Origin of the sequence: Microbacterium fluminis (assembly GCF_051549805.1) — a bacterium.
Classification (GTDB): Bacteria; Actinomycetota; Actinomycetes; order Actinomycetales; family Microbacteriaceae; genus Microbacterium.
In genome coordinates this window covers 991,780-1,012,749 of the sequence record NZ_CP196042.1, presented here as the reverse complement: position 1 = coordinate 1,012,749, position 20,970 = coordinate 991,780, and the positions used below count along the sequence as shown (strand labels likewise).

Here is a 20,970-nt window from a genome sequence, read left to right as displayed (position 1 = left end):
AGGATTCGCCGGGAATCCTCCGAACTTCGCGCGATCCTCCGACTCTCGTCGCGCCGCGTCAGTTGATGTCGCGGCGCCAGCTCACGAGAGATCCGAGAACGAGCAGCACGACGGCGTAGCCGAGCAGCACGAGCCCGCCCGCCCACCACTCCAGAGTGCCGGAGGTGGTGGCGCCGGTCGCGCCCGAGAAGATGCTCGAGCCGACGAGGGCGTCGCCGGCGGCTCCCGGCAGGAAGCGCGTGACGTCGGACAGGCCCTGCACGAAGGTTCCCGCGACCCGGCCGATGGGCTCGATGAACTGGGTGAACACGAGCACACCGACGATCGCCCCGACCTGGTTGCGCACGAGCGCGCCGACGCCGATGCCCACGAGCACCCACAGCACGAAGGCGATCACCATGCGGCCGATCAGCGCCCAGGTGTCGGACGCGCCGAATCCCGTGTCGAGGCCGTAGCCGACGAGGAACCCCGCCGCCGGGCCGACCGACGCGGCGATGCCGATGACCGCGTAGATCACGCCGATCACCACACCGACCGCGACCTTGCCCCACAGCACGCGCGCGCGCCGGGGCGTGGCCAGGAACGTCGGGGTGAGCGTCTTGTGGCGGAACTCCGCCGTCACCAGAAGGGTGCCGATCAGCAGCGGGAAGACGTACCCGACAGCCGTGGCGGTGCTGTAGAGCATCGCCGGCAGGCCGGCGGCGTCCGGCTGCGGCCCGCGACCGCCGAGGGCGCCCGTGGCCGACGCGGAGAGCACGAAGCCGAGCGCCGACGAGGTAAACGCGACGTACACCGCCAACACGATCGCGAGGATCCACCAGATCGAGGTCGAGAACAGCTTGGTCGACTCCGCGCGTGCGGCGTTCACGAGGCTCATCGGTTCTCTCCTTCGCCGTCGTGGTGCTCCGGATGATCGGATGCCTCGTTCGCCGGCGCATCGAGCTGCTCGCCGTCGGGCTCGGTGAGCGCGTCGTCGATGTCGCCGATCGCCTCGACGTCGGGGTCGGCATCCGCGGGCGGAACGATGTCGATGAGTCCTGTGCTCGCGACGGCGAAGGTGCTGCCCGACGACGGGGCCGGATCGGATGCCTCGGTCCCGGCGAACTCCGCCGGCACGACGTCGATCACGCCCGTCGTTGCGACGGCCCACGTGTGGTGCTCGGTGGTGTCGGTCCCCGAGGAGCTCGAAGGGTCGTCGGTGGTCGGGGGCGACGGGTCGACGGGCTCGGCGACGGCGTCGGGCTCGACGACCGGTTCCGCGTCGTCGGTGGACGGCGGCCAGGTGTCGTCGGGTTCCGTGGCGTTCTCGGTCTCCGAGCTCGTCGAAGGGTCATCGGGCGTCGAGGACGACGCTTCGACAGGCTCGGCGATGGGTTCGGGCTCCGCGACCGGCTCGGCGACGGCTTCGGGCTCCGCGATGGTTTCGGGCTCGGCGACGGGCTCCGGGTCGGCGACGGGCTCCGGTTCGGCGACGGGCTCCGGGTCGGCGACTGGTTCGGGCTCGGGCTCGGCCACGGCCTCGGCGGCGGTGACACCCGCGACCGCGACGGCGGGAGCGGCATCCGTCTGCGGTGCTCCTGCGGGCAGCTCGCCCGGCGCGTCCGTCTTGGCGCTGCTGTGCACGCGCACGCCGTTGACGAGGTCGAGGAAGACCTCCTCCAGTGCCGGACCGCGCCGCTGCAGGCTCGACAGCGGCACGCCCGCCGCCGCGGCGATCACGCCGACCGCCGCCGGGTCGAGGCGTCGCACCGTGAGGCCCGAGCGCAGCACCTCGAACGGCACCTCGGCGTCGCGCAGCGCCTGCACGAGCGCCGCGCGGTCGGGCGAGTCGACGACGGTGACGTACTCCGACGGGTCGGTGAGCTTGTCGAGGCCGCCCTGGAACACCAGGCGACCGCGCGCGATGATCAGCAGCGCGTCGACCGTCTGCTGCACCTCGGCGAGGAGGTGCGACGAGACCAGCACGGTGCGTCCTTCGCGAGCGAGGTCGCGCAGCAGCCCGCGCAGCCACTTGATGCCCTCGGGGTCGAGCCCGTTGGCCGGCTCGTCGAGCACGAGCACACCCGGATCGCCCAGCAGTGCGTACGCGAGCCCGAGCCGCTGACGCATGCCGAGCGAGAAGCCGCCCACCTTGCGTCCGGCGACATCCGCCAGTCCCACGAGGCCCAGAGCGCGGTCGACGGACGACACCGGGAGACCCGCCGCCTGCGCGTAGATCTTCAGGTGGTTCGCCGCCGAACGCCCCGGATGGAAGCTGGATGCCTCGAGCACCGCGCCGACCGCGCGCAGCGGTTCGCGCAGGCTCGCGTAGCGCGCGCCGCCGATCGTCGCCGTGCCGGCATCGGCGTGGATGAGGCCGAGCAGCATGCGCAGGGTCGTGGTCTTGCCCGCGCCGTTGGGGCCGAGGAAGCCCGTCACCTGACCGGGTTCGACGCGCGCGGTGAAGCCGGCCACCGCCTCGACCGCGCCGAAGCGCTTGGTGAGGCCGGAGAACTCCAGCAGCTGTCCGTCCGGCATGCGGCACCCCTCGTCGTCATGAACCGTTTCCCTCATCTTTCCGGAAACGTCCCCGGAATGCGGGATATGCGGCCCCTGAGACGAAACCGCGCCCGCCCGCACCCCGCGACCCCCGGGTAACGTGGCGGCGTGAGCGCAGCCCCCGAGACGCAGCCCGACGCCCCCGTTCCGACCCCCTCCGAGACATCCGAGCCCCGTGTCCTGGCCCGCCGGGCGGGCAGTCTCGGGCACCTCACGCTCAACCGTCCGCGGGCGATCAACGCCCTCGACCTGGGCATGATCGAGCTGCTCTCCGACGCACTCGACGCGTGGGAAAGCGACACCGACGTCGACCTCGTGCTGCTCGACGGCGCGGGCGAGCGCGGTCTGTGCGCCGGCGGCGACGTGCGCAGCCTCTACGACCGCATCGCCGACGGCCACCCCGAGGACACCGGGGTGTTCTTCCGCGCCGAGTACGCGCTCAACGCCCGCATCGCGGAGTATCCGAAGCCGTTCGTCGCCCTCGCCGACGGCATCACGATGGGCGGCGGCATCGGCCTGGCAGGACACGCGGCGATCCGCATCGTCACGGAGCGCTCGAAGCTGGCGATGCCCGAGACGCGCATCGGGCTGACCCCCGACGTGGGCGGATCGTGGCTGCTCGCCCGCGCACCGGGGCGCATCGGCGAGTACCTCGCGCTCACGGGCGCGGTGATGGATGCCTCCGACGCCGTCTATGCCGGATTCGCCGACCATCTCGTGCCCAGCGCCTCCCTCGACGGTCTGCGCGAGGCGCTCGAGACGCGCGCGGACCCCGGGAGCGCAGCCGAGATCGTGCTGCTGTTCGACGAGACGCCCGGGCCGTCGACGCTCGCAGCGGCGCAGTCGTGGATCGACGCCGCCTTCTCGGCCGACACGGTCGCCGAGATCGTCGAGCGGCTGCGCGCACGCCCGGAGCCCGAGGCATCCGCCGCCGCCGACACGCTCGCCGAGCTGTCGCCCACCTCGCTCGCCGTCACCCTCGCCGCGGTCCGCCGCGCCCGCGACCTGCCCGATCTGCGTGCCGCGCTCGCGCAGGAGTACGGACTGGTGATGTGGTTCGCCCACACCCAGCCCGACCTCGTCGAGGGCATCCGCGCGCAGCTGGTCGACAAGACCCGCGACCCGAGGTGGCAGCCGGCGACGATCGCCGAGGTGGACTCGGATGCCGCAGCATCCGCTCTCGCGTACGCGCCGGCCCTCCCGCTGAGCGGCGCCGCCGCTCAATAGAATCGCGACATGACCGCGACCGCTTCGGGAAAGGCCGACCGGCGGCAGCGTCGTGCCGCCCGTCGCTACTCCCGCGGGGTCGCGCTCGACTGGGCGTTCTTCGTGTTCGCGGGGCTCGCCGCCATCTGGCTGGCCTACCTGAGCGTCGACGAGAGCCTGCAGCTGGGCTGGTGGGGGATCCTCGGCGGCATCGTGTTCTGGGCGCTGCTGGCCTACCTCGTGCTGCCGCGGCTGCACCGCATCCTCACCACGATCTACGTGCCCGACTACTTCATCGGCCGCACCCGCACGAGCGACGGCCTGCTCGGCGACCCGGTCAATCTCGCGCTCATGGGCTCGGGCGACCAGATCGAGGCGGCGATGCGCACCGCGGGCTGGACGAAGGCCGATCCGGTCACGCTGCGCTCGTCGTGGAAGATCGTGAGGACGACGATCACCCGGCGCAGCTACGACGAGGCTCCGGTCAGTCCGCTGTTCCTCTTCGGCCGCGCGCAGGACTTCGCCTACCAGCAGGAGGTCGACGGCAACCCGGCGCAGCGTCACCACGTGCGGTTCTGGCGATGCCCGGACGACTGGCTCCTCCCCGGCGGCAAGCGCGTCGACTGGCTGGCGGCCGGCACCTTCGACACTTCGGTGGGGCTGTCGCTGTTCACCCTCCAGGTGACGCACAAGATCGACGCCGACACCGACGTCGAGCGCGACTTCATCGTCCGGACGGTGACGGATGCCGCGCCGCACGTGCGACTCGACGTGCTCCGCGATTTCTCCACCGGCTACCACGCGCGCAACGGCGGCGGAGACAGCATCCGCACCGACGGCGACCTGCCGATCCTCGACATGCGGGAGGTGGTGGCATGAGCGACACCGCCCCGGCTCCCGCTCCCCGCGAGCCCGAGAAGCGCGCCGCGTTCGAGTCGGCGGCACGGCTCGCGCAGCGTCCGGACTTCGATCCGGACATGCGACGGCCCTCGTCGATCGTCGCCGGCGCGCTGCTGGTGATCCTGCGGGTGGTGACGGGCGCGCTCGTGCTGGGCGCGCTCGTGCTGGCGGGCACCGACTCCTCGGTGTACACGACTCTCGTCGGATCGGACTTCACGGCGGAGGATGCCGCGCTCGGCCTGTGGGTCTACGTCGGGGTCACCGGGATCGGGCTGCTGATCCAGCTCCTGCTCGGTCTGATGATCCTGCGCGGATCGAACATCGCCCGGGTGTGGGTGATGGTGTTCTCGGTGATCTCCATCACGAGCGCGTTCGTGGGGTGGTGGTGGCAGGGGCAGGAGATCCGCATCAGCGGCACGCTGCTGTCGCTCGCGTTCGACATCCTGATCCTGCTCGCGCTGTCGAGTCGCAGCGCCGCGGCCTACGCCCGTCGCAAGGAGCCCCGCCCCGAGTGACGGCCGCCGAAGGCTCAGCGACCACCCGGCTGGGGCGGGGTAGCCTGTAACGCCGCACGGAGGAGGGGGAGCGCGCGTGTTCGACAGTCCGCTGTCCGCCTCGGCGTACGACCTCCTCGCCGTCGCGTCCACCGCCACCGACGACGAGCTGCGCAAGGCCTACCGCGTACGGCTGCGCCAGACCCACCCCGACACCGGCGGCGACGCCGCGGTGTTCATCCAGGTGCAGCGGGCGTGGGAGCTCGTCGGCACGCCGGAGGCGCGCGCGGCGTACGACCGCGGTCACGGGTTCGGCGAGGCATCCGTCCCCGACTTCTCCGCCTCCGCGGGCTGGCACACCCCGTCGGCCCCGGCCGACACGCGTCCTCGAGCCCGCTCGCACGGCCAGCCGGGCGGATGGCGACGCGAGCGCTACCTCGCCCTCGTGCGCGAGTGGGTCGGGCGCGGCGTCGACCTGCCCGACCCCTACGATCCGGCGCTCGTGCGGTCGGCCCCGCATCACCTGCGGCGCCTCCTCGCCGACGCGCTCGCCGAGGAGGCGACGGCGCGCATCGTCGCCGACCTCGGCATGGGCTACACCGTGTGGCACGACGTCGCGGCAGACCTCCGAGGCGGCGACCCCGAGACGAAGATCGACCACATCGTCCTCGGCCCCAGCGGCCTCTACGGGGTGCTGTCGGAGGACTTCGGAGGTCCCGTCCGCACGCGGCGCGGCGAGCTGATCGGCGGCGGTGTCGGCGGCGCGCCGATCGCCGAGCTCCTGGCGCGTCTGCGCGCGGTCGCGCGCGCCGCCGGTGTGCGATTCGGCGGCGCGATCGTGGTGCTGCCCGACGACGACGTGACGAGCCAGATCGAGGAGCTCGGCAAGGTGCGCGGCACGCCGGTCGCCGTCGTCGGCCGCTCGGCGCTGTCGACGGTGCTGCGCCGCGGCGTCACCGGTGCCCGCTCGATCGGCGGCAACGAGGTGTTCGACGTGCGGACCCGCCTGCAGCACACGGTCCGTTTCGTCTGAGGCCCGGCGCGCGGCCTCAGCCGTTCAGGCCGAAGAGGTCGAGGGGGTGGGTGAGGCGCCACCACGGGCTCGGCGGGGCGATGTCGTCGGCGAGACGCAGCTGCACCGAGGCGGCGTCGAGCGGTCCCTTCACCGAGAGGGAGCCCACGACGTCGTTGGCCGTGCGGTTCTCGCCCAGGTCGAACGACGACGACACCGTGCCGGCGCCGCCGTTCCACAGGATCACCCGGGCGTCCGAGTCGGCGACCACCCGTGCCGTCTCGCCCCATCGGGTGTCGACCGTGCCGACGACGGTGCCCGAGGCCACCGCGGTGGTGGGCTGCAGCTCGCCCTCGAGCTGGGCGTACAGCGCCCGTGAGGCGCCCAGGCGCGCGGCGTCGTCGACCTGGCCCTGCACCGACGCGTAGAGCCGCACCGTGGTGCCGCCGATCGCGACGTCCTTGGCGGACAGCAGGTTGTAGCTGTCGAGCGAGCCGGTCTTGATGCCCACCATGCCGGGGTCGTCGAGCAGGGCGTTGGTGTTGGTGACGAGACCGGCCCCGGGGAGGTCGATCTGCTTCGTCGCCACGATCTGCGCGATCACCGGATTGGCCATCGCGCGCTCGCCGAGGGCGATGAGTCCTGCGGGGGTCGCGGTGTTGCCTGCCTCGATCCCGCTCGGGTCGACCACCGTGACCCCGGTCACCCCATGCGCGGCCAGCCAGCCGTTGGCCGCGGACGCGTAGACGCGATCGGAGGCCCAGAGGTTGCCGGCGAGGCGGTCGGCGTAGTTGTTGGCCGAGCCGATCAGCATGCCCTGCAGCAGCTGCAGCTGGGTGAGGGTGCCGCCGGCGGGCACGTCGAGGGCGGACTGGTTGCCGCGACGGTAGGCCCAGTACGCCGAGCTGTCGGCCGAGGTGAAGCGGTACTCCGGCCCGGTCTCCCCGACGGCCAGCGGCATCGCGTCGAGGACCACGAGAGCGGTGACGACCTTCGTGATGCTCGCCATCTGCGCGGCGTCGACGGTGGATGCCACGGCGCCGATGCCCGTGACCGACACGGCCGCACTGCCCTGCGCCGGCCAGGCGGGCGTCGTCGCAGGCGCGACGGCGGAGGGCACCTGCAGGGCGCCCACCGTGGGAGCGAGCGCGTGCAGCGGCCACAGCAGCGTCGTCGCGCAGTAGACCGCGATCAGCGCCAGGATGACGCCGATCGGCACCAGGATCCCGGGGCGCCAGGGCGACCGCCGCGGGGCGTCCCACAGCAGGTCGGGCTCGACGGGCACGTAGCCGCCGCCGGTGGCCGCCGTGGTGCGCGGCGGCACCGACACGGCGCGCTCCTCCACCCACGCGAACGCGGCGCGGGGGATCGCGGCATCCTTCTTCTTCACCGCGCGACGCCGGTCGGGGCCGCTCGGGGCGGCGGGGCCGATCGGGGCATCCGGATCGATCACCGGTGCGGGGGTGGGGGACGGGGCGGGCGTAGCGATCGTCGCGTCGCTGCCGAGCGTGCCGGCGTCGAGCGCGGGCGCCTCGATCGGGGCGGCCGCGGCGGGGGCGGCATCCGCTCCGTTCCGCGCACGCGAACGGCGGGAGCGCCGCGTCGGCGGCGCATCGTCGTGAGGTCGCGGCGGCGCGTCGTCCAGGGTCACCCGCCCAAAATACCCTGCGATCATCCGGGATATACTCAACGCCACAACCACGGGAGTCCGGTGAGCCGGGCTGAGAGGAAGCGAACCACGCTTCGACCGTCGAACCTGATCCGGATCATGCCGGCGCAGGGAGGAGCCTCGAATGAGCACATCCACGTCCGCGCGTGCGGACACTCGCACCACCGTCGCACCGGCGCACCGCCTCCGCTGGCGGGTCGTCGACATCGTCGTCGCCGCCGTTCTCGGCGTCGCCCTCGGCCTCGTCTTCTGGGGCTGGAACACCGTCGGCTACGCCTGGTTCGTCGCCATGGACGGCCTCACCCCCGGATTCGGCGGCATCGCCGTGGGGATCTGGCTGCTCGGCGGCGTCGTCGGCGGCCTCGTGATCCGCAAGCCCGGCGCGGCGATCCTCGTCGAGGTCGTCGCCGCCGTCGTGTCGATGCTGATCGGCAACGTGTGGGGGGTCTCCACGATCCTGTCGGGACTCGTGCAGGGATTCGGGGCCGAGCTGATCCTGCTGCTGTTCCTCTACAAGCGCTTCGGTCTGCCCGTCGCGATGCTCTCCGGAGCGGCCGCGGGTGCGGCGGCCTGGGTGTTCGAGCTGTTCTACGGCAGCTCGCCCAACATCCTGAAGACCCTCGACTTCAACATCATCTACCTGAGCAGCGTCGTGGTCTCCGGTGCCGTGCTCGCCGGTCTGGTGGGCTGGCTGCTCGTGCGGGCACTCGCGGCGACCGGGGCGCTCAGCCGCTTCGCCGCCGGCCGCGAACGGCGCCGCGAGGTCTGATGCCCGCCGCGCCCGCACGCGTCGAGGTCGAGGCGTGGGGGTGGCGCTACGCCGGACGCCGGCTGCCCGCCACCCGCGACATCGACCTCGTCATCGAGCCCGGCGAGCGGGTGCTGCTGCTGGGTGCTTCCGGCGCGGGCAAGTCGACCCTCCTGGCGGGATTCGCCGGGCTCCTCGGCGACAGCGACGAGGGCGAGGTGTCCGGTCGCATCCTCGTCGACGGGGCCCCGCCCGAGACCCAGCGCGGTCGCGTCGGCCTCGTGCTGCAGGACCCCGACGCGGGCATCGTGCTGTCGAAGGTCGGAGACGACATCGCATTCGGCTGCGAGAACCTGGGCGTACCGCCCGGAGAGATCGGGGCGCGGGTCCGGGAGGCGATGGATGCCGTCGGCCTGGCGGTGTCGCGGGATCGAGCGACGAAGGCGCTGTCCGGGGGGCAGAAGCAGCGGCTCGCCCTCGCCGGCGTGCTCGCGATGCGTCCGGGGCTGCTGCTGCTGGACGAGCCCACCGCCAACCTCGACCCCGACGGGGTCGCCGAGGTGCGGGCGAGCGTGCAGCGTGCCGTGGAGGCCACCGGTGCGACGCTCGTGGTGATCGAGCACCGCACGCCTGTGTGGGCCGACCTCATGACGCGGGTCGTGGTGCTCGGCGAGGGCGGCGGAGTGATCGCCGACGGCACGCCGAGCACGGTGTTCGCACGGCACGGGGCGGCGCTCGCCGCGAGCGGAGTCTGGGTGCCGGGGGTGCCGGTCGACCTCCCCGCGGCCACGCCGGCTCGGGGCGTCCGGGAGACCGCCCTCGCCGCCTCCGCACTCGCGATCGGCCGCGACCGCCGCGCGCCCGTGCGCACCGGCCTCGAGCTCGCGATCCCGTCCGGCGCCGCGACGGTGATCACCGGGCCCAACGGCGCGGGCAAGTCCACGCTCGCGCTCACGCTCGCAGGGCTGCTGCCCCCGCTCGGCGGAGAGGTCGTCGCCGCCGAGGGTCTGGCCGCGCGCGGCATCCGCACCCCGTCGCGGTGGCGGTCCACCGAGCTGCTCACCCGCATCGGCACGGTGTTCCAGGAGCCCGAGCACCAGTTCCTCGCCGCGACACTGCGCGATGAGCTCGCCGTCGGGCCACGGGCACTGGGGATGCCGCGCGACCGGGTCGCAGCGATCGTGGACGAGCTGCTCGAACGGCTCCGCCTCGACCATCTCGCCCTCGCGAATCCGTTCACCCTGTCCGGCGGGCAGAAGCGGCGCCTGTCGGTCGCGACGGTGCTCGCGGCATCCCCCGCCGTCCTCGTGCTCGACGAGCCCACCTTCGGACAGGACCGTCGCGGGTGGACCGAGCTCGTCGCGCTGCTGCAGGCCGAGACCGCTGCCGGCCGCACCGTCGTGGCGGTCACCCACGACGCGGACGTGGTGCACCACCTCGGCGCGCACCGGATCGGTCTCGAGGCCCCCCGCGCCGCGGGGGCCGCCGACGCCTCGGGGGTTGCCGCATGACCGCCGCGCACTCGGGACCGCCGAGACCCATGCCGGTCGGCGAACCGCACACGGATCGTCGCGTCGACGTGGTCGCGGCCCGCCCGTTCCCGGCGCGGGCGTGGATCGACGGGGTCAACCCCGTCGCGCGCATCATGGTCGCGCTCGTGCTGTCGGTGCCGCTGTTCGCGTCGATCGACGTCGTGTCCGCCGCCGCGGCGATCGCGCTGCAGCTGCTGTGCGTGCCGCTCACCGGACTCGGGCTCGGCACGGTGCTTCGGCGCCTCGCGCCGATCGCGCTGTTCGCCCCGGTCGCAGGGCTGAGCATGCTCCTCTACGCCGCACCGGGCGGGCACGTCTACGCGGCGTTCTGGCACGCCACGATCAGCGACGACTCGATCGCGCTGGCGGTCGCGGTCACGTTGCGCGTGATCGCCCTCGCACTGCCGACGATCCTGCTGTTCGGGCGGACCGACCCGACCGAACTCGCCGACGCACTCGCGCAGGTGGCCAAGCTGCCGAGCCGCTTCGTGCTGGGGGTGCTCGCCGGCACCCGCACGCTCGGCCTGTTCGTCGACGACTGGCGGACCATGGCGCTCGCCCGCCGCGCGCGGGGGCTCGGCGACTCGGGCGCGCTGCGACGGTTCTTCTCGATGGCGTTCGTGCTGCTCGTGTTCGCCGTGCGCCGCGGCACGAAGCTCGCGACCGCGATGGAGGCGCGCGGCTTCGGCTCGGGCATCCCGCGCACGTGGGCCCGGCCGTCGCGACTGCACCCGCGCGACGCGGTGGCCGTGCTCGGCGCGCTCGCGGTCATCGCCCTGGCGCTGGCCGCCGCGGTCGCCGCGGGGACCTTCCGCTTCGTCTGGTCGTGAGCACCCCGCTCGCGATCCCGCCTTCCGACGCTGGCCGCGGGGAGCGTGCCGCACTAGCCTGGGTGCGGCGTCCGTCCCCCCCCGCTTCGCCTGGGACTGAGTGCCACGTAAGCTGACACGGGATGCCGCGCCACGAGCGCCATCGCCCCGAGACCGTTCGAAGGAGAACCCATGCACCTCACCGGCGCCAGCGCCCTCGTCACGGGAGGGGCGAGCGGTCTCGGCCTCGCCACCGCCCGCCGTCTGGCCGAAGCGGGAGCGGCCGTCACGATCATCGACCTGCCCTCCTCCGCGGGGGCCGAGATCGCCGCCGGGCTCGGCGGAGCCTTCGCCCCGGCCGACGTAACCGATCCGCAGCAGGTGGCCGACGCGGTCGCGGTGGCTGCGGCATCCGGCCCCCTGCGCGTCGTGGTCAACTGCGCGGGCATCGCTCCGCCGGCCAAGGTGCTGGACCGCGACGGCAACCCCAGTCCGCTCGCCGACTTCGAGCGCGTCGTGCGCGTCAACCTGGTCGGCACCTACAACGTGATCGGGCAGGCGTCGGCGGCCATGGCCAGGACCGAGCCCGACGCCGAGTCGGGCGACCGCGGCGTCATCGTCAACACCGCGAGCGTCGCGGCCTTCGACGGGCAGATCGGCCAGCCCGCGTACTCCTCGAGCAAGGGCGGCGTGCACGCGATGACCCTGCCGATCGCGCGCGAGCTCGCCCGCTACGGCATCCGCGTGCTGACGATCGCCCCCGGAATCATGGAGACGCCGATGCTCGCCGGCCTGCCGCAGCCCGCGCAGGACTCGCTCGGCCAGCAGGTGCCCTACCCCTCGCGACTGGGCCGACCCGACGAGTACGCGCGACTGGTGATGTCGATCGTCGAGAACGGCTACCTCAACGGCGAGACGATCCGCCTCGACGGCGCGATCCGGATGGCGCCGAGATGAGCGGCGACTCGATCCTGCTCACGCGCGACGGCGCGCTCGCGCGCGTGACGTTCAACCGTCCGGCGTTCCTCAACGCGATGGACTTCGACATGGGCGCGCGCTGGCGCGACATCGCGCACGAGGTGACCGCCGACGCATCCGTCGGCGCCGTGATCCTGGATGCCGCGGGCCCGGCGTTCTGCGCGGGCGGCGACGTTCTCGCGATGGCGATGTCCGGGGCGGGCGGCGCGGCGGTCACCGACACCGCGCACGTCATCCACGACGGCATCCGCACCTTCGCCCTGTCGGACACCCCGATCGTCGCCGCCGTGCAGGGCGCGGTCGCCGGCGGCGGACTCGGCCTCATGCTCGCGGCCGACTACATCGTGGCGTCGGAGTCGGCGAAGTTCGTCTCGAAGTACGCCAACATCGGACTGACGCCCGACCTCGGCGTCTCCACGCTGCTGCCCGCCGCGATCGGCCAGCGCCGGGCGCTGCAGCTGCTGCTGCAGGACCGCACGCTCTCGGCCGCCGAGGCGCTCGAGTGGGGCCTCGTCGCCGAGGTGGTCGCCCCCGACGCCGTCGCGGCGCGTGCAGAGGAGATCGCCCGGTTCTGGCTCGACAACGCCACGGGCGCGTTCGGGCAGGCCAAGCGGCTCGTCCGCACCGGTGCCGACCGCACGTTCGAGGAGAACCTCGCCGACGAGGCCGCCACGATCGGCGTCCGCTTCGACACCGACGAGTCGAAGGTGCGCGTCGCGGCCTTCGCCGCGGCATCCCGCAAGAACTCCGCCCCGAAGGAGCCGTCATGACCGAGACCCTCGCCGGAAAGACGATCCTGATGTCGGGCGGCAGCCGCGGCATCGGCCTGGCGATCGCCCTGCGCGCCGCGCGCGACGGCGCCAACATCGCGCTGCTGGCCAAGACCGACACCCCGCATCCGAAGCTCGAGGGCACGGTGCACACCGCGGCGCAGCAGATCCGGGATGCCGGGGGCCAGGCGCTCCCGATCGTCGGAGACGTGCGTGACGACGACTCCATCGCTGAGGCCGTGCTCACGACGCAGGGCGAGTTCGGCGGCATCGACATCGTCGTCAACAACGCCTCGGTGATCGACCTGTCGGGGTCGCTCGACCTCGCCGCCAAGAAGTACGACCTCATGCAGGACGTCAACGTGCGGGGCACGTTCCTGCTGTCGCGCGCGGCGCTCCCGATGCTGCGGGATGCCGCGAACCCCCACATCCTGTCGCTCTCGCCGCCGCTCAACATCACCCCGAAGTGGCTCGGCGCGCACACCGGCTACACGCTGGCGAAGTACGGCATGACGATGGTGACGCTCGGTCTGGCGGCGGAGTTCGCCGCCGACGGCATCGCCGCCAACACCCTGTGGCCGCGCACCACGATCGCCACCGCCGCCGTGCAGAACGTGATCGGCGGTGACGCCCTGATGCAGGTCAGCCGCACGCCCGAGGTGTACGCCGACGCCGCGTACGAGGTGCTCATCCGCCCCGCGCGGGAGTACACCGGGCAGACGCTCGTCGTCGAGGACGTGCTCGAGGCGGCCGGCGTGACCGACTTCTCGGGATACGCCGCCGTGCCGGGCACCCCCGACGCGGCCCTGTATCCCGACATCTTCCTCGACTGAGGCATCCGTCCCGCGGCCGACTGGCGCGGGCGGTTCATCCGCGAGAGGCTGGGTGGGCGGCGACGGCGCCGCGACCCACCCGACCCCCTCGTGCGACATCGTCCGCGCCACCCCGGAAGGCCCTCATGAGCGCCGTCACCCTGCACTTCGCCCGGCATGCGGAGACCCTGTTCAACGTGAAGGGCCTCATCCAGGGCTGGTCGGATGCGCCCTTGACCGCCCGCGGCGTCGCCCAGGCCGAGGCGCTCGGCGCCCTTCTCGCCGAGAAGCCGCTGCGCGCCATCCACGTCAGCGACCTCACCCGCACCCGCACCACCGCCGCCGCGGTGTCGGCCCGTCACCCGCACCTCGAGCCGCGATTCACGACCGACCTGAGGGAGTGGGACTTCGGCTGGTGGGAGGGCGATCCGGGCACCGCGGTCTGGCCGGCGGTGTACGCGCAGCTGCAGGGCGATGTCGCCGACGGCGCGCACTGGTCGTCGGTGGCATCGCTCGACGAGCTCCTCGATGCGATCGCCGCGAGCGACCCGCGGGGACTGGCGGAGGATGCCGCGGCGATCGCGGTCCGTCGCGATGCCGCGATCTCGGCGCTCGTGGAGGCCGCCGGCGACGGCGGCGAGGTGCTCGCGGTCACCCACGGCGCGATGCTCGGCAGCCTCGTCGACGTGCTCGTGCCCGGACTGCTCGACCAGGTGGTGCCGAACTGCGCCGTCGCGACGGTGCTCATCGACGGCGACCGTCGCGAGCTGATCTCGTTCGACACGACCGCCTCGCTCTCCTGACGCGGCGCCGCGGCGCGCGGCGATCGGTCGACCTTCCGATCGCCGGACGCCCCGCGTAGGGTGGGCGCCGTGGGTGTGCGGCAGCTGTTCCCCATCGTCACGAGCCGCGATCTTGCGCGACTGATCGCGTTCTACGAGGCCGCCCTCGACGCGGTCGTGGACTACCGATTCGGCGCCGACGGGCAGGACGACTACGTCTCCCTGCGACTGGGCGCCGCCGCACTCGGGATCGGCCGCGTCGCGGAGACACCCGTGGCGGGCGATCGGATCGCGCTGTGGTTCTACGTCGACGACGTGGACGCCTCGTTCGCCGCATGGACGCGCCTCGGCGGCGCCGTGGAACAGCGGCCCAGCGATATGCCGTGGGGCGAGCGCGTCGCGCAGGTGCGCGACCCCGACGGCAACCTCGTCCACCTCGCGACTCCGCCGACGGGCTAGTGCTTGTTGCCGGTGAGCAGCAGGATGCCGCCGAGGCCGATCATCATCCCGCCGCCCGTGGCGGAGAGGGTCGCCATGCGCTTCGGCGACTTGCCGAACCACGTGCGCGCCGCGGCCGCGGCCATCGCCCACGTTCCGTCGCAGATGAGCGCGAGCACGAAGAAGACGAAGCCGAGCTCGAACATCTGCAGCGGCACCGACCCGGCGTGGAGGTCGACGAACTGGGGCAGCACCGCGACGAAGAACGCGATCGTCTTGGGATTGGTGATGCCGACGACGAAGCTCTCGCCGAGCTGGCGCCACCGGGACCGCGGCAGCGCGTCACCGCTCACGGCCTTCGCCCGGTCGTGGCGGTGCCGGATCGACTGGATGCCGAGGTACATCAGGTAGAGCGCGCCGACGACCTTGATGATCGTGAACAGCACGACCGACTCGGCGACGATCGCGCCGACCCCGAGCGCGACGGCGGCGATGATCGGCAGCAGTCCGAGCGCGTTGCCGAGCACGCTGAGCAGTCCGCCGAGGCGACCGAGGGCGAGCGCGCGCCCCACGGAGAACAGCACGCTCGGCCCGGGGATGACGATGAGCACGACCGCAGCGGCGGTGAAGGCGAGGAGGTTGTCGACGGGGACCACGAGAGAACGATAGACCCGCTCAGCCTCGCAGCCCGTTCCGCCGGCCGACGCCGATCACGACGCTCTGGTCGGGCAGCCACTGGAAGCCCAGGCTCTCGGTCGACGTCATCCCGTCGGGGCGGTCTGCGGGAGAGATCTCGGCGTACGGCAGCGTCACCGTGAGCCCCTGCAGCCCGAACTCGTGCGGCGTTGTGCACCCGGCATGCACGTCGGGCTTGGCGACGATCGCCAGGCACGGCAGTCCGCTGCGGCTGCGCCCCAGCCACAGCTCGCGTCCGTAGTACCGCCCCAAGGGCGCGGACCATTGCATGTCCTCGGCCACGGGGAACGCCGGGGCGTCACCGGCGACGGGTCGGTCGAAGTAGTCGCCCAACGATCCGCCGATGGAGACCGTGATGAGCACCCGCGTCGTCGGGTCGCCCGCGAACGGGGAGCCGGCGCCGAGCGGCGTGATGCTGACCGTCGGCGCGGGATCGACGGAGCGCGCGGGGGACGAGGCATCCGTCGTCCGCGTCGCGCCCGCCGCGGCCAGCACGACCGCCGCCGCCGCGACGACGGCCACCAGCGCGGTGTGCCAGCGCGGGCGAGCGGATGCCGCGCCCGCCGCTGCGACTGCGCCCTCGGGGACCTCGACGAAACCGCGCGGGTCCGGCTCGCGGTCCACGAGCACGGGGGCGGCGGCCTCCGCGGCCCCGCCGGTCGGAGCGGCCTCAGCCGCGGACGCTGCCGGTGCGCGCACGGCGTCCTCGAGCTCGATCAGCCGGGCCAGCGCCGAGGGGTCGCGGTCGATGTCGGCGTCGGGTCCGTACGCCCGCCGCCGCAGTCGTGCGAGCTCGGCGGCATCGTCGTCCACGCGCCTCACGCTACTCGCGCCGGTGGGGGTCGGGGCCGGCCCCGGCGCCTCACCCCTGCACGCATGTCGGAGGATCGAGCCCGCGTCGGATCGGAAGCCCGATCGGATCCGACGTCTGCGCGATCCTCCGACGAGCCCGTCGGGGGCGACGGAGCCGCTCGGGGGTTGCGCAGCATCCCGCCGGTACCCTGGACGCATGACCGACCAGACCCCCGTGCGCACCACCAAGCCCCGTCAGGTGCGCCCCGCGACCGAGGGCTGGCAGCAGAAGAAGGATGCCGAGGGCCGTCCGCTCCTGCAGTTCGCGAGCCCGAAGCGCGGCAAGCCGCCGGTGCACCTGGCCGACCTCTCGGCCGCCGAGCGGGTCGCGAAGGTCACCGAGCTCGGGCTTCCGGGATTCCGGGCGAAGCAGCTCGAGAAGCACTACTTCACCCACTCCACGTCGGACCCGGCCCACATGACCGACCTGCCGGCCGTGCAGCGCGACGAGCTCGTGCACGGGCTCCTCCCGCCGCTGCTCACCGAGGTGCGCCGCCTCGAGACCGACCGCGGCGACACGATCAAGTTCCTGTGGAAGCTGCACGACGGCGCCCTCGTCGAGTCGGTGCTCATGCGCTACCCCGGCCGCATCACGCTGTGCGTGTCGAGCCAGGCCGGCTGTGGAATGAACTGCCCGTTCTGCGCCACGGGCCAGGCGGGGCTCACCCGCAACATGTCGGCGGGAGAGATCGTCGAGCAGGTCGTGCGCGCCAACCGCCTCATCGCCGAGGGCGGACTAGGTGGCAAGAAGAAGGACGACCACTCGCTCGACCGCGTCTCGAACATCGTGTTCATGGGCATGGGGGAGCCGCTCGCCAACTACGCCCGCGTGATGCAGGCCGTGCGCGTGATGGTCGATAAGGACCACGGTCTCGGCATGAGCGCGCGGGGCATCACGGTGTCGACGGTCGGACTCGTCCCGGCGATCACCAAGCTCGCGAACGAGGACATCCCTGTCACGTTCGCACTGTCGCTGCACGCCCCCGACGACCTGCTGCGCGACGAGCTCATCCCGGTCAATTCGCGCTGGAAGGTCGACGAGGCGTTGGATGCCGCCCGCGCCTACTTCGACAAGACCGGTCGACGGGTGTCGATCGAGTACGCGCTCATCAAGGACATGAACGACCACGCGTGGCGCGCCGACCTCCTCGCCGAGAAGCTCAACGCCCGCGGCCGCGGCTGGGTGCACGTGAACCCCATTCCGCTGAACCCGACCCCCGGGTCGATCTGGACGGCGTCGGAGATCCCTGTGCAGAACGAGTTCGTGCGCCGCCTGAACGAGGCGGGCATCCCCACCACTCTCCGCGACACCCGCGGCAAGGAGATCGACGGCGCCTGCGGGCAGCTCGTCGCGACCGAGGCCGACGAGGTCGCGGCAGCCGGGGTGAGCCCGGTCTCCTGACCGACGGATGCCTGAGCCCGGGCATCCTGCCCCCGATGAGCGGGTCGCCGCCGGTCACCGCGACTCCCGCGCCTCCGATCACTCGCGTTCAGCCCCCAACCCGGGCAGGGTGGGACCATGACCGAAGCCGTCGTCGAGGTGCACGACCTCCGCAAGACCTATCGCGGCGGCTTCGAGGCGCTCACGGGGGTGACGTTCGACATCCGTCGCGGCGAGACGTTCGCCCTGCTGGGACCGAACGGCGCGGGCAAGAGCACCACGATCGAGATCCTCGAGGGCTACCGCGACCGCACCGGCGGCACCGTATCGGTGCTGGGCGTCGACCCGCACCGCGGCGGACTCGCCTGGAAGGCGCGCCTGGGCATCGTGCTGCAGAACACCGGCGAGGCGCCCACGGCCACGGTCCGCGAGCTGCTGTCGCACTTCGCCGGGTTCTACCCGCGACCGCGCGACGTCGACCAGGTGATCGAGGCGGTGGGCCTCGCGGCCAAGGCCAAGACGCCCGTGCGCAAGCTGTCGGGCGGGCAGCGCCGGCGCGTCGACGTCGCCCTCGGCATCGTCGGGCGGCCCGAGCTGCTGTTCCTCGACGAGCCCACCACTGGATTCGACCCGGAGGCGCGGCGCCAGTTCTGGGAGCTGATCCGTCTGCTGCAGTCCGACGGCACCACGATCCTGCTCACCACGCACTACCTCGACGAGGCCGCGGCCCTCGCCGAGCGGGCCGCGATCCTCGTCGGGGGCGGCCTCGCCTCCCTCGGCCGCATCGACGAGCTCGGCGGCGCCGCAGCACGCGTGCCGATCGTGCGGTGGCGCGACGCCGCGGGCACCCACGAGGAGCGCACCGACCGTCCGGCGGAGCTCGTCGCGAGACTGCGGGATGCCGCGGGCGGCGAGCCCTCCCACCTGGAGGTGGTGCGTCCGAGCCTCGAGGACATCTACCTCGCGTTCCTCGGCGACGACGCCCGGACCCCGACGGAGGTGCTGTCGTGACCACGACGGACGTGCCCGCGGCATCCTTCGGTCCGACCCGCACCGTGCGGCTGGGGCTGTCCCGCGTCGGCTACGAGGTGAAGGGCTACTTCCGGCAGGGCGATTCGGTGTTCTTCACGTTCCTGTTCCCGCTGGTGATGCTGCTGATCTTCTCGGTGGCGTTCAGCTCCCAGACGTTCGGACCCCCGGGCGACGAGGTGTCGGCGGCGCGCTACTACCTGCCGGGCATGGTGGCGGCCGGGGTGCTCCTGTCCGGTCTGCAGAACATGGCGATCGACATCGCGATGGAACGCAGCGACGGCACCCTGAAGCGCCTCGGCGGCACTCCGCTCAGCCCGGTGTCGTACTTCATCGGCAAGATCGGGCAGGTGCTGGTCACCGGCATCCTGCAGTCGGCGCTGCTCATCGTGGTGGCCGCGGTCGTGTTCCAGGTGCCGCTGCCCACGGACGCGGAGCGGTGGGCGACCTTCGCGTGGGTGTTCCTCCTCGGCGTGACCACGTGCGCGATCCTGGGCATCGGATTGAGCGCGCTGCCGCGCAGCGGTCGCAGCGCGACGGCCGTGGTGATCCCGATCGTGCTGATCCTGCAGTTCATCTCGGGGGTCTACATCCAGTTCTCGGCTCTGCCGTCGTGGCTGCAGAACGTCGCGAGCGTGTTCCCGCTGAAGTGGCTGGCGCAGGGGATGCGGTCGGTGTTCCTGCCCGAGGCGTTCGTCACCGCCGAGCCGAACGGCTCGTGGGAGCACGCCTGGACCCTCGGGGTGACGCTGCTGTGGCTCGTGGTCGGGCTCGTCGCCGTGCGCCTGACGTTCCGCTGGATCGGCAAGGACGCCTGATCCCGTCCCCGCCGTCCTAGGCTGGAACCACCCCGGCCAACGAAGGACGTGACCCATGCGTACAGTTCCCCTCGGCACCAGCGGACTCGAGGTTCCCAACGTCGTCCTCGGCCTCATGCGCATCCCCGACATGGACGACGACGCCGTCCGCGCGCTCGTCACGACGGCCCGCGACGCCGGCATCGACTTCTTCGATCACGCCGACATCTACGGCAACGAGCCTTTCCACGGCTGCGAGCGGCGATTCGCCGAGGCGATGCAGCTCACGTCGTCGCAGCGCGCCGAGATCACGCTGCAGACCAAGGCCGGCATCGTGAAGGACGGCCCCTACTTCGACTTCTCGTACGAGCACCTGATCGCCTCGGTGGAGGGGTCGCTGGAGGCGCTGCAGACCGACTACATCGACGTGCTGCTGCTGCACCGCCCCGACGCGCTCGTCGAGCCGGACGAGGTCGCCCGCGCGTTCGACGAGCTCGAGTCGTCGGGCAAGGTGCGCCACTTCGGCGTCTCCAACCACACGCCGCGGCAGATCGACCTCCTCAAGACGTCGGTGCGCCAGCCGATCGTCGCCAATCAGCTGCAGCTGTCGATCACGCACGCGCCGATCATCGCCCAGGGGGTCGCGGCGAACATGGTCGACCTCGACCAGTCGGTGACGCTGGACGGCGGCGGGATGCTGGACTACTGCCGCGTGAACGACATCACGGTGCAGACGTGGTCGCCCTTCCAGTCGGCGTTCTTCACCGGGGTCTTCCTGGGTTCGCCCGATTACCCCGAGCTGAACGCCGTGATCGACCGGCTCGCGGCGCAGTACGACGTGCCGGCGATCGCGATCGCGACCGCCTGGATCACCCGTCACCCCGCGGGCATGCAGGTCGTCCTCGGAACGACCAACACCGAGCGGGTCGCGGGCGCCGCGCTCGGCTCCGAGGTCCCCCTCACCCGGCCGCAGTGGTACGAGCTGTTCCGCGCCGCCGGGCACCGCGTGCCCTGACGCCCATGCCGACCTGGAGCGCGGGAATCCTCCTTTATCGGCTCACCCCCGAACCGGAGGTGCTCATCGCGCACATGGGCGGTCCGCTGTGGGCGTCGAAGGACGCCGCGGCATGGTCGATCCCGAAGGGCGAGTTCGATCGCGACGCCGAGTCCGCCGTGGATGCCGCGCGACGCGAGTTCGTCGAGGAGCTCGGCGTGGAGCCCCCCGACGCGCCGCTGGCGGAGCTCGGCACCTTCCCGTACTCGTCGGGGAAGCGCGTCGTGGTGTTCGTGGCCGACGGGGCGGAGTTCCCGCTCGACGGTCTCGTGTTCGGCGAGTTCGAGATGGAATGGCCACCGCGCTCGGGCCGCCGGCAGTCGTTCCCCGAGGTCGACCGCGCCGAGTGGACGACGCTGGATGCCGCGCGCGAGCGCCTCGTGAAAGGCCAGCGCCCCGCACTCGATGCACTCCAGGAGCATCTGGATGTCGCAGGAGCCTGACACCCCGCGCACACCGGACCCATAGGGCGG

The 20,970-nt window shown here is 72.5% G+C and carries 22 protein-coding genes and 1 riboswitch; of the genes, 17 read left to right on the top strand and 5 right to left on the bottom strand.

Features of this window, described 5'->3' with window-relative positions; genetic code table 11:
• Nucleotides 1-58 precede the first annotated feature (58 nt).
• Nucleotides 59-877, bottom strand: a complete 819-nt coding sequence (locus tag ACSJDX_RS04865; RefSeq protein ID WP_438354445.1) for an ABC transporter permease — start codon at nt 875-877, stop codon at nt 59-61.
• Entirely contained in the window at nt 874-2,517 is a 1,644-nt protein-coding gene (locus ACSJDX_RS04860; RefSeq protein WP_438354444.1) for an ATP-binding cassette domain-containing protein, read from the bottom strand. The genes ACSJDX_RS04865 and ACSJDX_RS04860 overlap by 4 nt, the downstream gene beginning before the upstream one ends.
• A gap of 201 nt (nt 2,518-2,718) precedes the next feature.
• Here ACSJDX_RS04860 and ACSJDX_RS04855 point away from each other — a divergent pair, with 201 nt between their 5' ends.
• The 4 genes from ACSJDX_RS04855 to ACSJDX_RS04840 all read left to right on the top strand — a co-directional run bounded on the left by ACSJDX_RS04855 (nt 2,719) and on the right by ACSJDX_RS04840 (nt 6,171).
• Nucleotides 2,719-3,765: an enoyl-CoA hydratase/isomerase family protein gene (locus ACSJDX_RS04855; RefSeq protein ID WP_438354937.1), complete on the top strand. Its 1,047-nt coding sequence runs from the start codon at nt 2,719-2,721 to the stop codon at nt 3,763-3,765.
• Nucleotides 3,766-3,774: 9 nt separating this feature from the next.
• Nucleotides 3,775-4,623, top strand: coding sequence for an LssY C-terminal domain-containing protein (locus ACSJDX_RS04850; protein WP_438354443.1), 849 nt, complete (start codon nt 3,775-3,777; stop codon nt 4,621-4,623).
• The gene (locus ACSJDX_RS04845) at nt 4,620-5,159 is read left to right on the top strand and encodes a hypothetical protein (RefSeq protein WP_438354442.1); all 540 of its coding nucleotides are present in this window, start codon (nt 4,620-4,622) and stop codon (nt 5,157-5,159) included. Before ACSJDX_RS04850 ends, ACSJDX_RS04845 begins: the two co-directional genes overlap by 4 nt.
• Nucleotides 5,160-5,235: 76 nt before the next feature.
• Nucleotides 5,236-6,171: a J domain-containing protein gene (locus ACSJDX_RS04840; RefSeq protein WP_438354441.1), complete on the top strand. Its 936-nt coding sequence runs from the start codon at nt 5,236-5,238 to the stop codon at nt 6,169-6,171.
• A gap of 16 nt (nt 6,172-6,187) precedes the next feature.
• On the opposite strand, the gene ACSJDX_RS04835 is transcribed toward ACSJDX_RS04840, so the two are convergent.
• Nucleotides 6,188-7,801, bottom strand: a complete 1,614-nt coding sequence (locus ACSJDX_RS04835) for a D-alanyl-D-alanine carboxypeptidase family protein (protein WP_438354440.1) — start codon at nt 7,799-7,801, stop codon at nt 6,188-6,190.
• Between the two features lie 39 nt (nt 7,802-7,840).
• Nucleotides 7,841-7,950: riboswitch (TPP riboswitch) on the top strand.
• Here ACSJDX_RS04835 and ACSJDX_RS04830 point away from each other — a divergent pair.
• The 8 genes from ACSJDX_RS04830 (at nt 7,944) to ACSJDX_RS04795 (ending at nt 14,709) form a co-directional block, all read left to right on the top strand.
• Nucleotides 7,944-8,588, top strand: a complete 645-nt coding sequence (locus ACSJDX_RS04830; protein WP_438354439.1) for an ECF transporter S component — start codon at nt 7,944-7,946, stop codon at nt 8,586-8,588. Its footprint overlaps the riboswitch before it by 7 nt.
• Nucleotides 8,588-10,078 carry an ABC transporter ATP-binding protein gene (locus ACSJDX_RS04825; protein ID WP_438354438.1) on the top strand — a complete coding sequence of 497 codons (1,491 nt, stop codon included), beginning with the start codon at nt 8,588-8,590 and terminating at the stop codon, nt 10,076-10,078. Before ACSJDX_RS04830 ends, ACSJDX_RS04825 begins: the two co-directional genes overlap by 1 nt.
• Before the next feature lie 134 nt (nt 10,079-10,212).
• A complete protein-coding gene (locus ACSJDX_RS04820) occupies nt 10,213-10,929 on the top strand; it encodes an energy-coupling factor transporter transmembrane component T family protein (RefSeq protein ID WP_438354936.1) in 717 nt (238 codons plus the stop codon).
• A gap of 171 nt (nt 10,930-11,100) precedes the next feature.
• Complete coding sequence (locus tag ACSJDX_RS04815; protein WP_438354437.1) at nt 11,101-11,865, top strand: SDR family NAD(P)-dependent oxidoreductase; 765 nt, start codon at nt 11,101-11,103, stop codon at nt 11,863-11,865.
• Entirely contained in the window at nt 11,862-12,656 is a 795-nt protein-coding gene (locus ACSJDX_RS04810) for an enoyl-CoA hydratase/isomerase family protein (protein WP_438354436.1), read from the top strand. Before ACSJDX_RS04815 ends, ACSJDX_RS04810 begins: the two co-directional genes overlap by 4 nt.
• Complete coding sequence (locus ACSJDX_RS04805) at nt 12,653-13,489, top strand: SDR family oxidoreductase (protein WP_438354435.1); 837 nt, start codon at nt 12,653-12,655, stop codon at nt 13,487-13,489. Before ACSJDX_RS04810 ends, ACSJDX_RS04805 begins: the two co-directional genes overlap by 4 nt.
• 125 nt (nt 13,490-13,614) lie before the next feature.
• Nucleotides 13,615-14,271: a histidine phosphatase family protein gene (locus ACSJDX_RS04800; RefSeq protein ID WP_438354434.1), complete on the top strand. Its 657-nt coding sequence runs from the start codon at nt 13,615-13,617 to the stop codon at nt 14,269-14,271.
• A 69-nt stretch (nt 14,272-14,340) separates the two neighbouring features.
• A complete protein-coding gene (locus tag ACSJDX_RS04795; RefSeq protein WP_438354433.1) occupies nt 14,341-14,709 on the top strand; it encodes a VOC family protein in 369 nt (122 codons plus the stop codon).
• Here ACSJDX_RS04795 and ACSJDX_RS04790 read toward each other — a convergent pair.
• Both ACSJDX_RS04790 and ACSJDX_RS04785 read right to left on the bottom strand, forming a co-directional pair.
• Nucleotides 14,706-15,344, bottom strand: a complete 639-nt coding sequence (locus tag ACSJDX_RS04790) for a LysE family translocator (RefSeq protein WP_438354432.1) — start codon at nt 15,342-15,344, stop codon at nt 14,706-14,708. The two genes, ACSJDX_RS04795 and ACSJDX_RS04790, sit on opposite strands and share 4 nt — an antisense overlap.
• Nucleotides 15,345-15,363: 19 nt before the next feature.
• A complete protein-coding gene (locus tag ACSJDX_RS04785; RefSeq protein WP_438354431.1) occupies nt 15,364-16,197 on the bottom strand; it encodes a hypothetical protein in 834 nt (277 codons plus the stop codon).
• Between the two features lie 196 nt (nt 16,198-16,393).
• Here ACSJDX_RS04785 and rlmN point away from each other — a divergent pair, with 196 nt between their 5' ends.
• The 5 genes from rlmN (at nt 16,394) to ACSJDX_RS04760 (ending at nt 20,940) form a co-directional block, all read left to right on the top strand.
• Nucleotides 16,394-17,638 carry a 23S rRNA (adenine(2503)-C(2))-methyltransferase RlmN gene (gene rlmN, locus ACSJDX_RS04780; protein ID WP_438354430.1) on the top strand — a complete coding sequence of 415 codons (1,245 nt, stop codon included), beginning with the start codon at nt 16,394-16,396 and terminating at the stop codon, nt 17,636-17,638.
• 117 nt (nt 17,639-17,755) lie between these two features.
• Nucleotides 17,756-18,628: an ABC transporter ATP-binding protein gene (locus ACSJDX_RS04775; protein WP_438354429.1), complete on the top strand. Its 873-nt coding sequence runs from the start codon at nt 17,756-17,758 to the stop codon at nt 18,626-18,628.
• A complete protein-coding gene (locus ACSJDX_RS04770) occupies nt 18,625-19,464 on the top strand; it encodes an ABC transporter permease (RefSeq protein ID WP_438354428.1) in 840 nt (279 codons plus the stop codon). The genes ACSJDX_RS04775 and ACSJDX_RS04770 overlap by 4 nt, the downstream gene beginning before the upstream one ends.
• A gap of 55 nt (nt 19,465-19,519) precedes the next feature.
• Nucleotides 19,520-20,458, top strand: a complete 939-nt coding sequence (locus ACSJDX_RS04765) for an aldo/keto reductase (RefSeq protein WP_438354427.1) — start codon at nt 19,520-19,522, stop codon at nt 20,456-20,458.
• Between the two features lie 5 nt (nt 20,459-20,463).
• Nucleotides 20,464-20,940 (top strand): NUDIX domain-containing protein, encoded by a 477-nt coding sequence (locus ACSJDX_RS04760; protein WP_438354426.1) that lies wholly within the window; start codon nt 20,464-20,466, stop codon nt 20,938-20,940.
• Nucleotides 20,941-20,970: the final 30 nt, after the last annotated feature.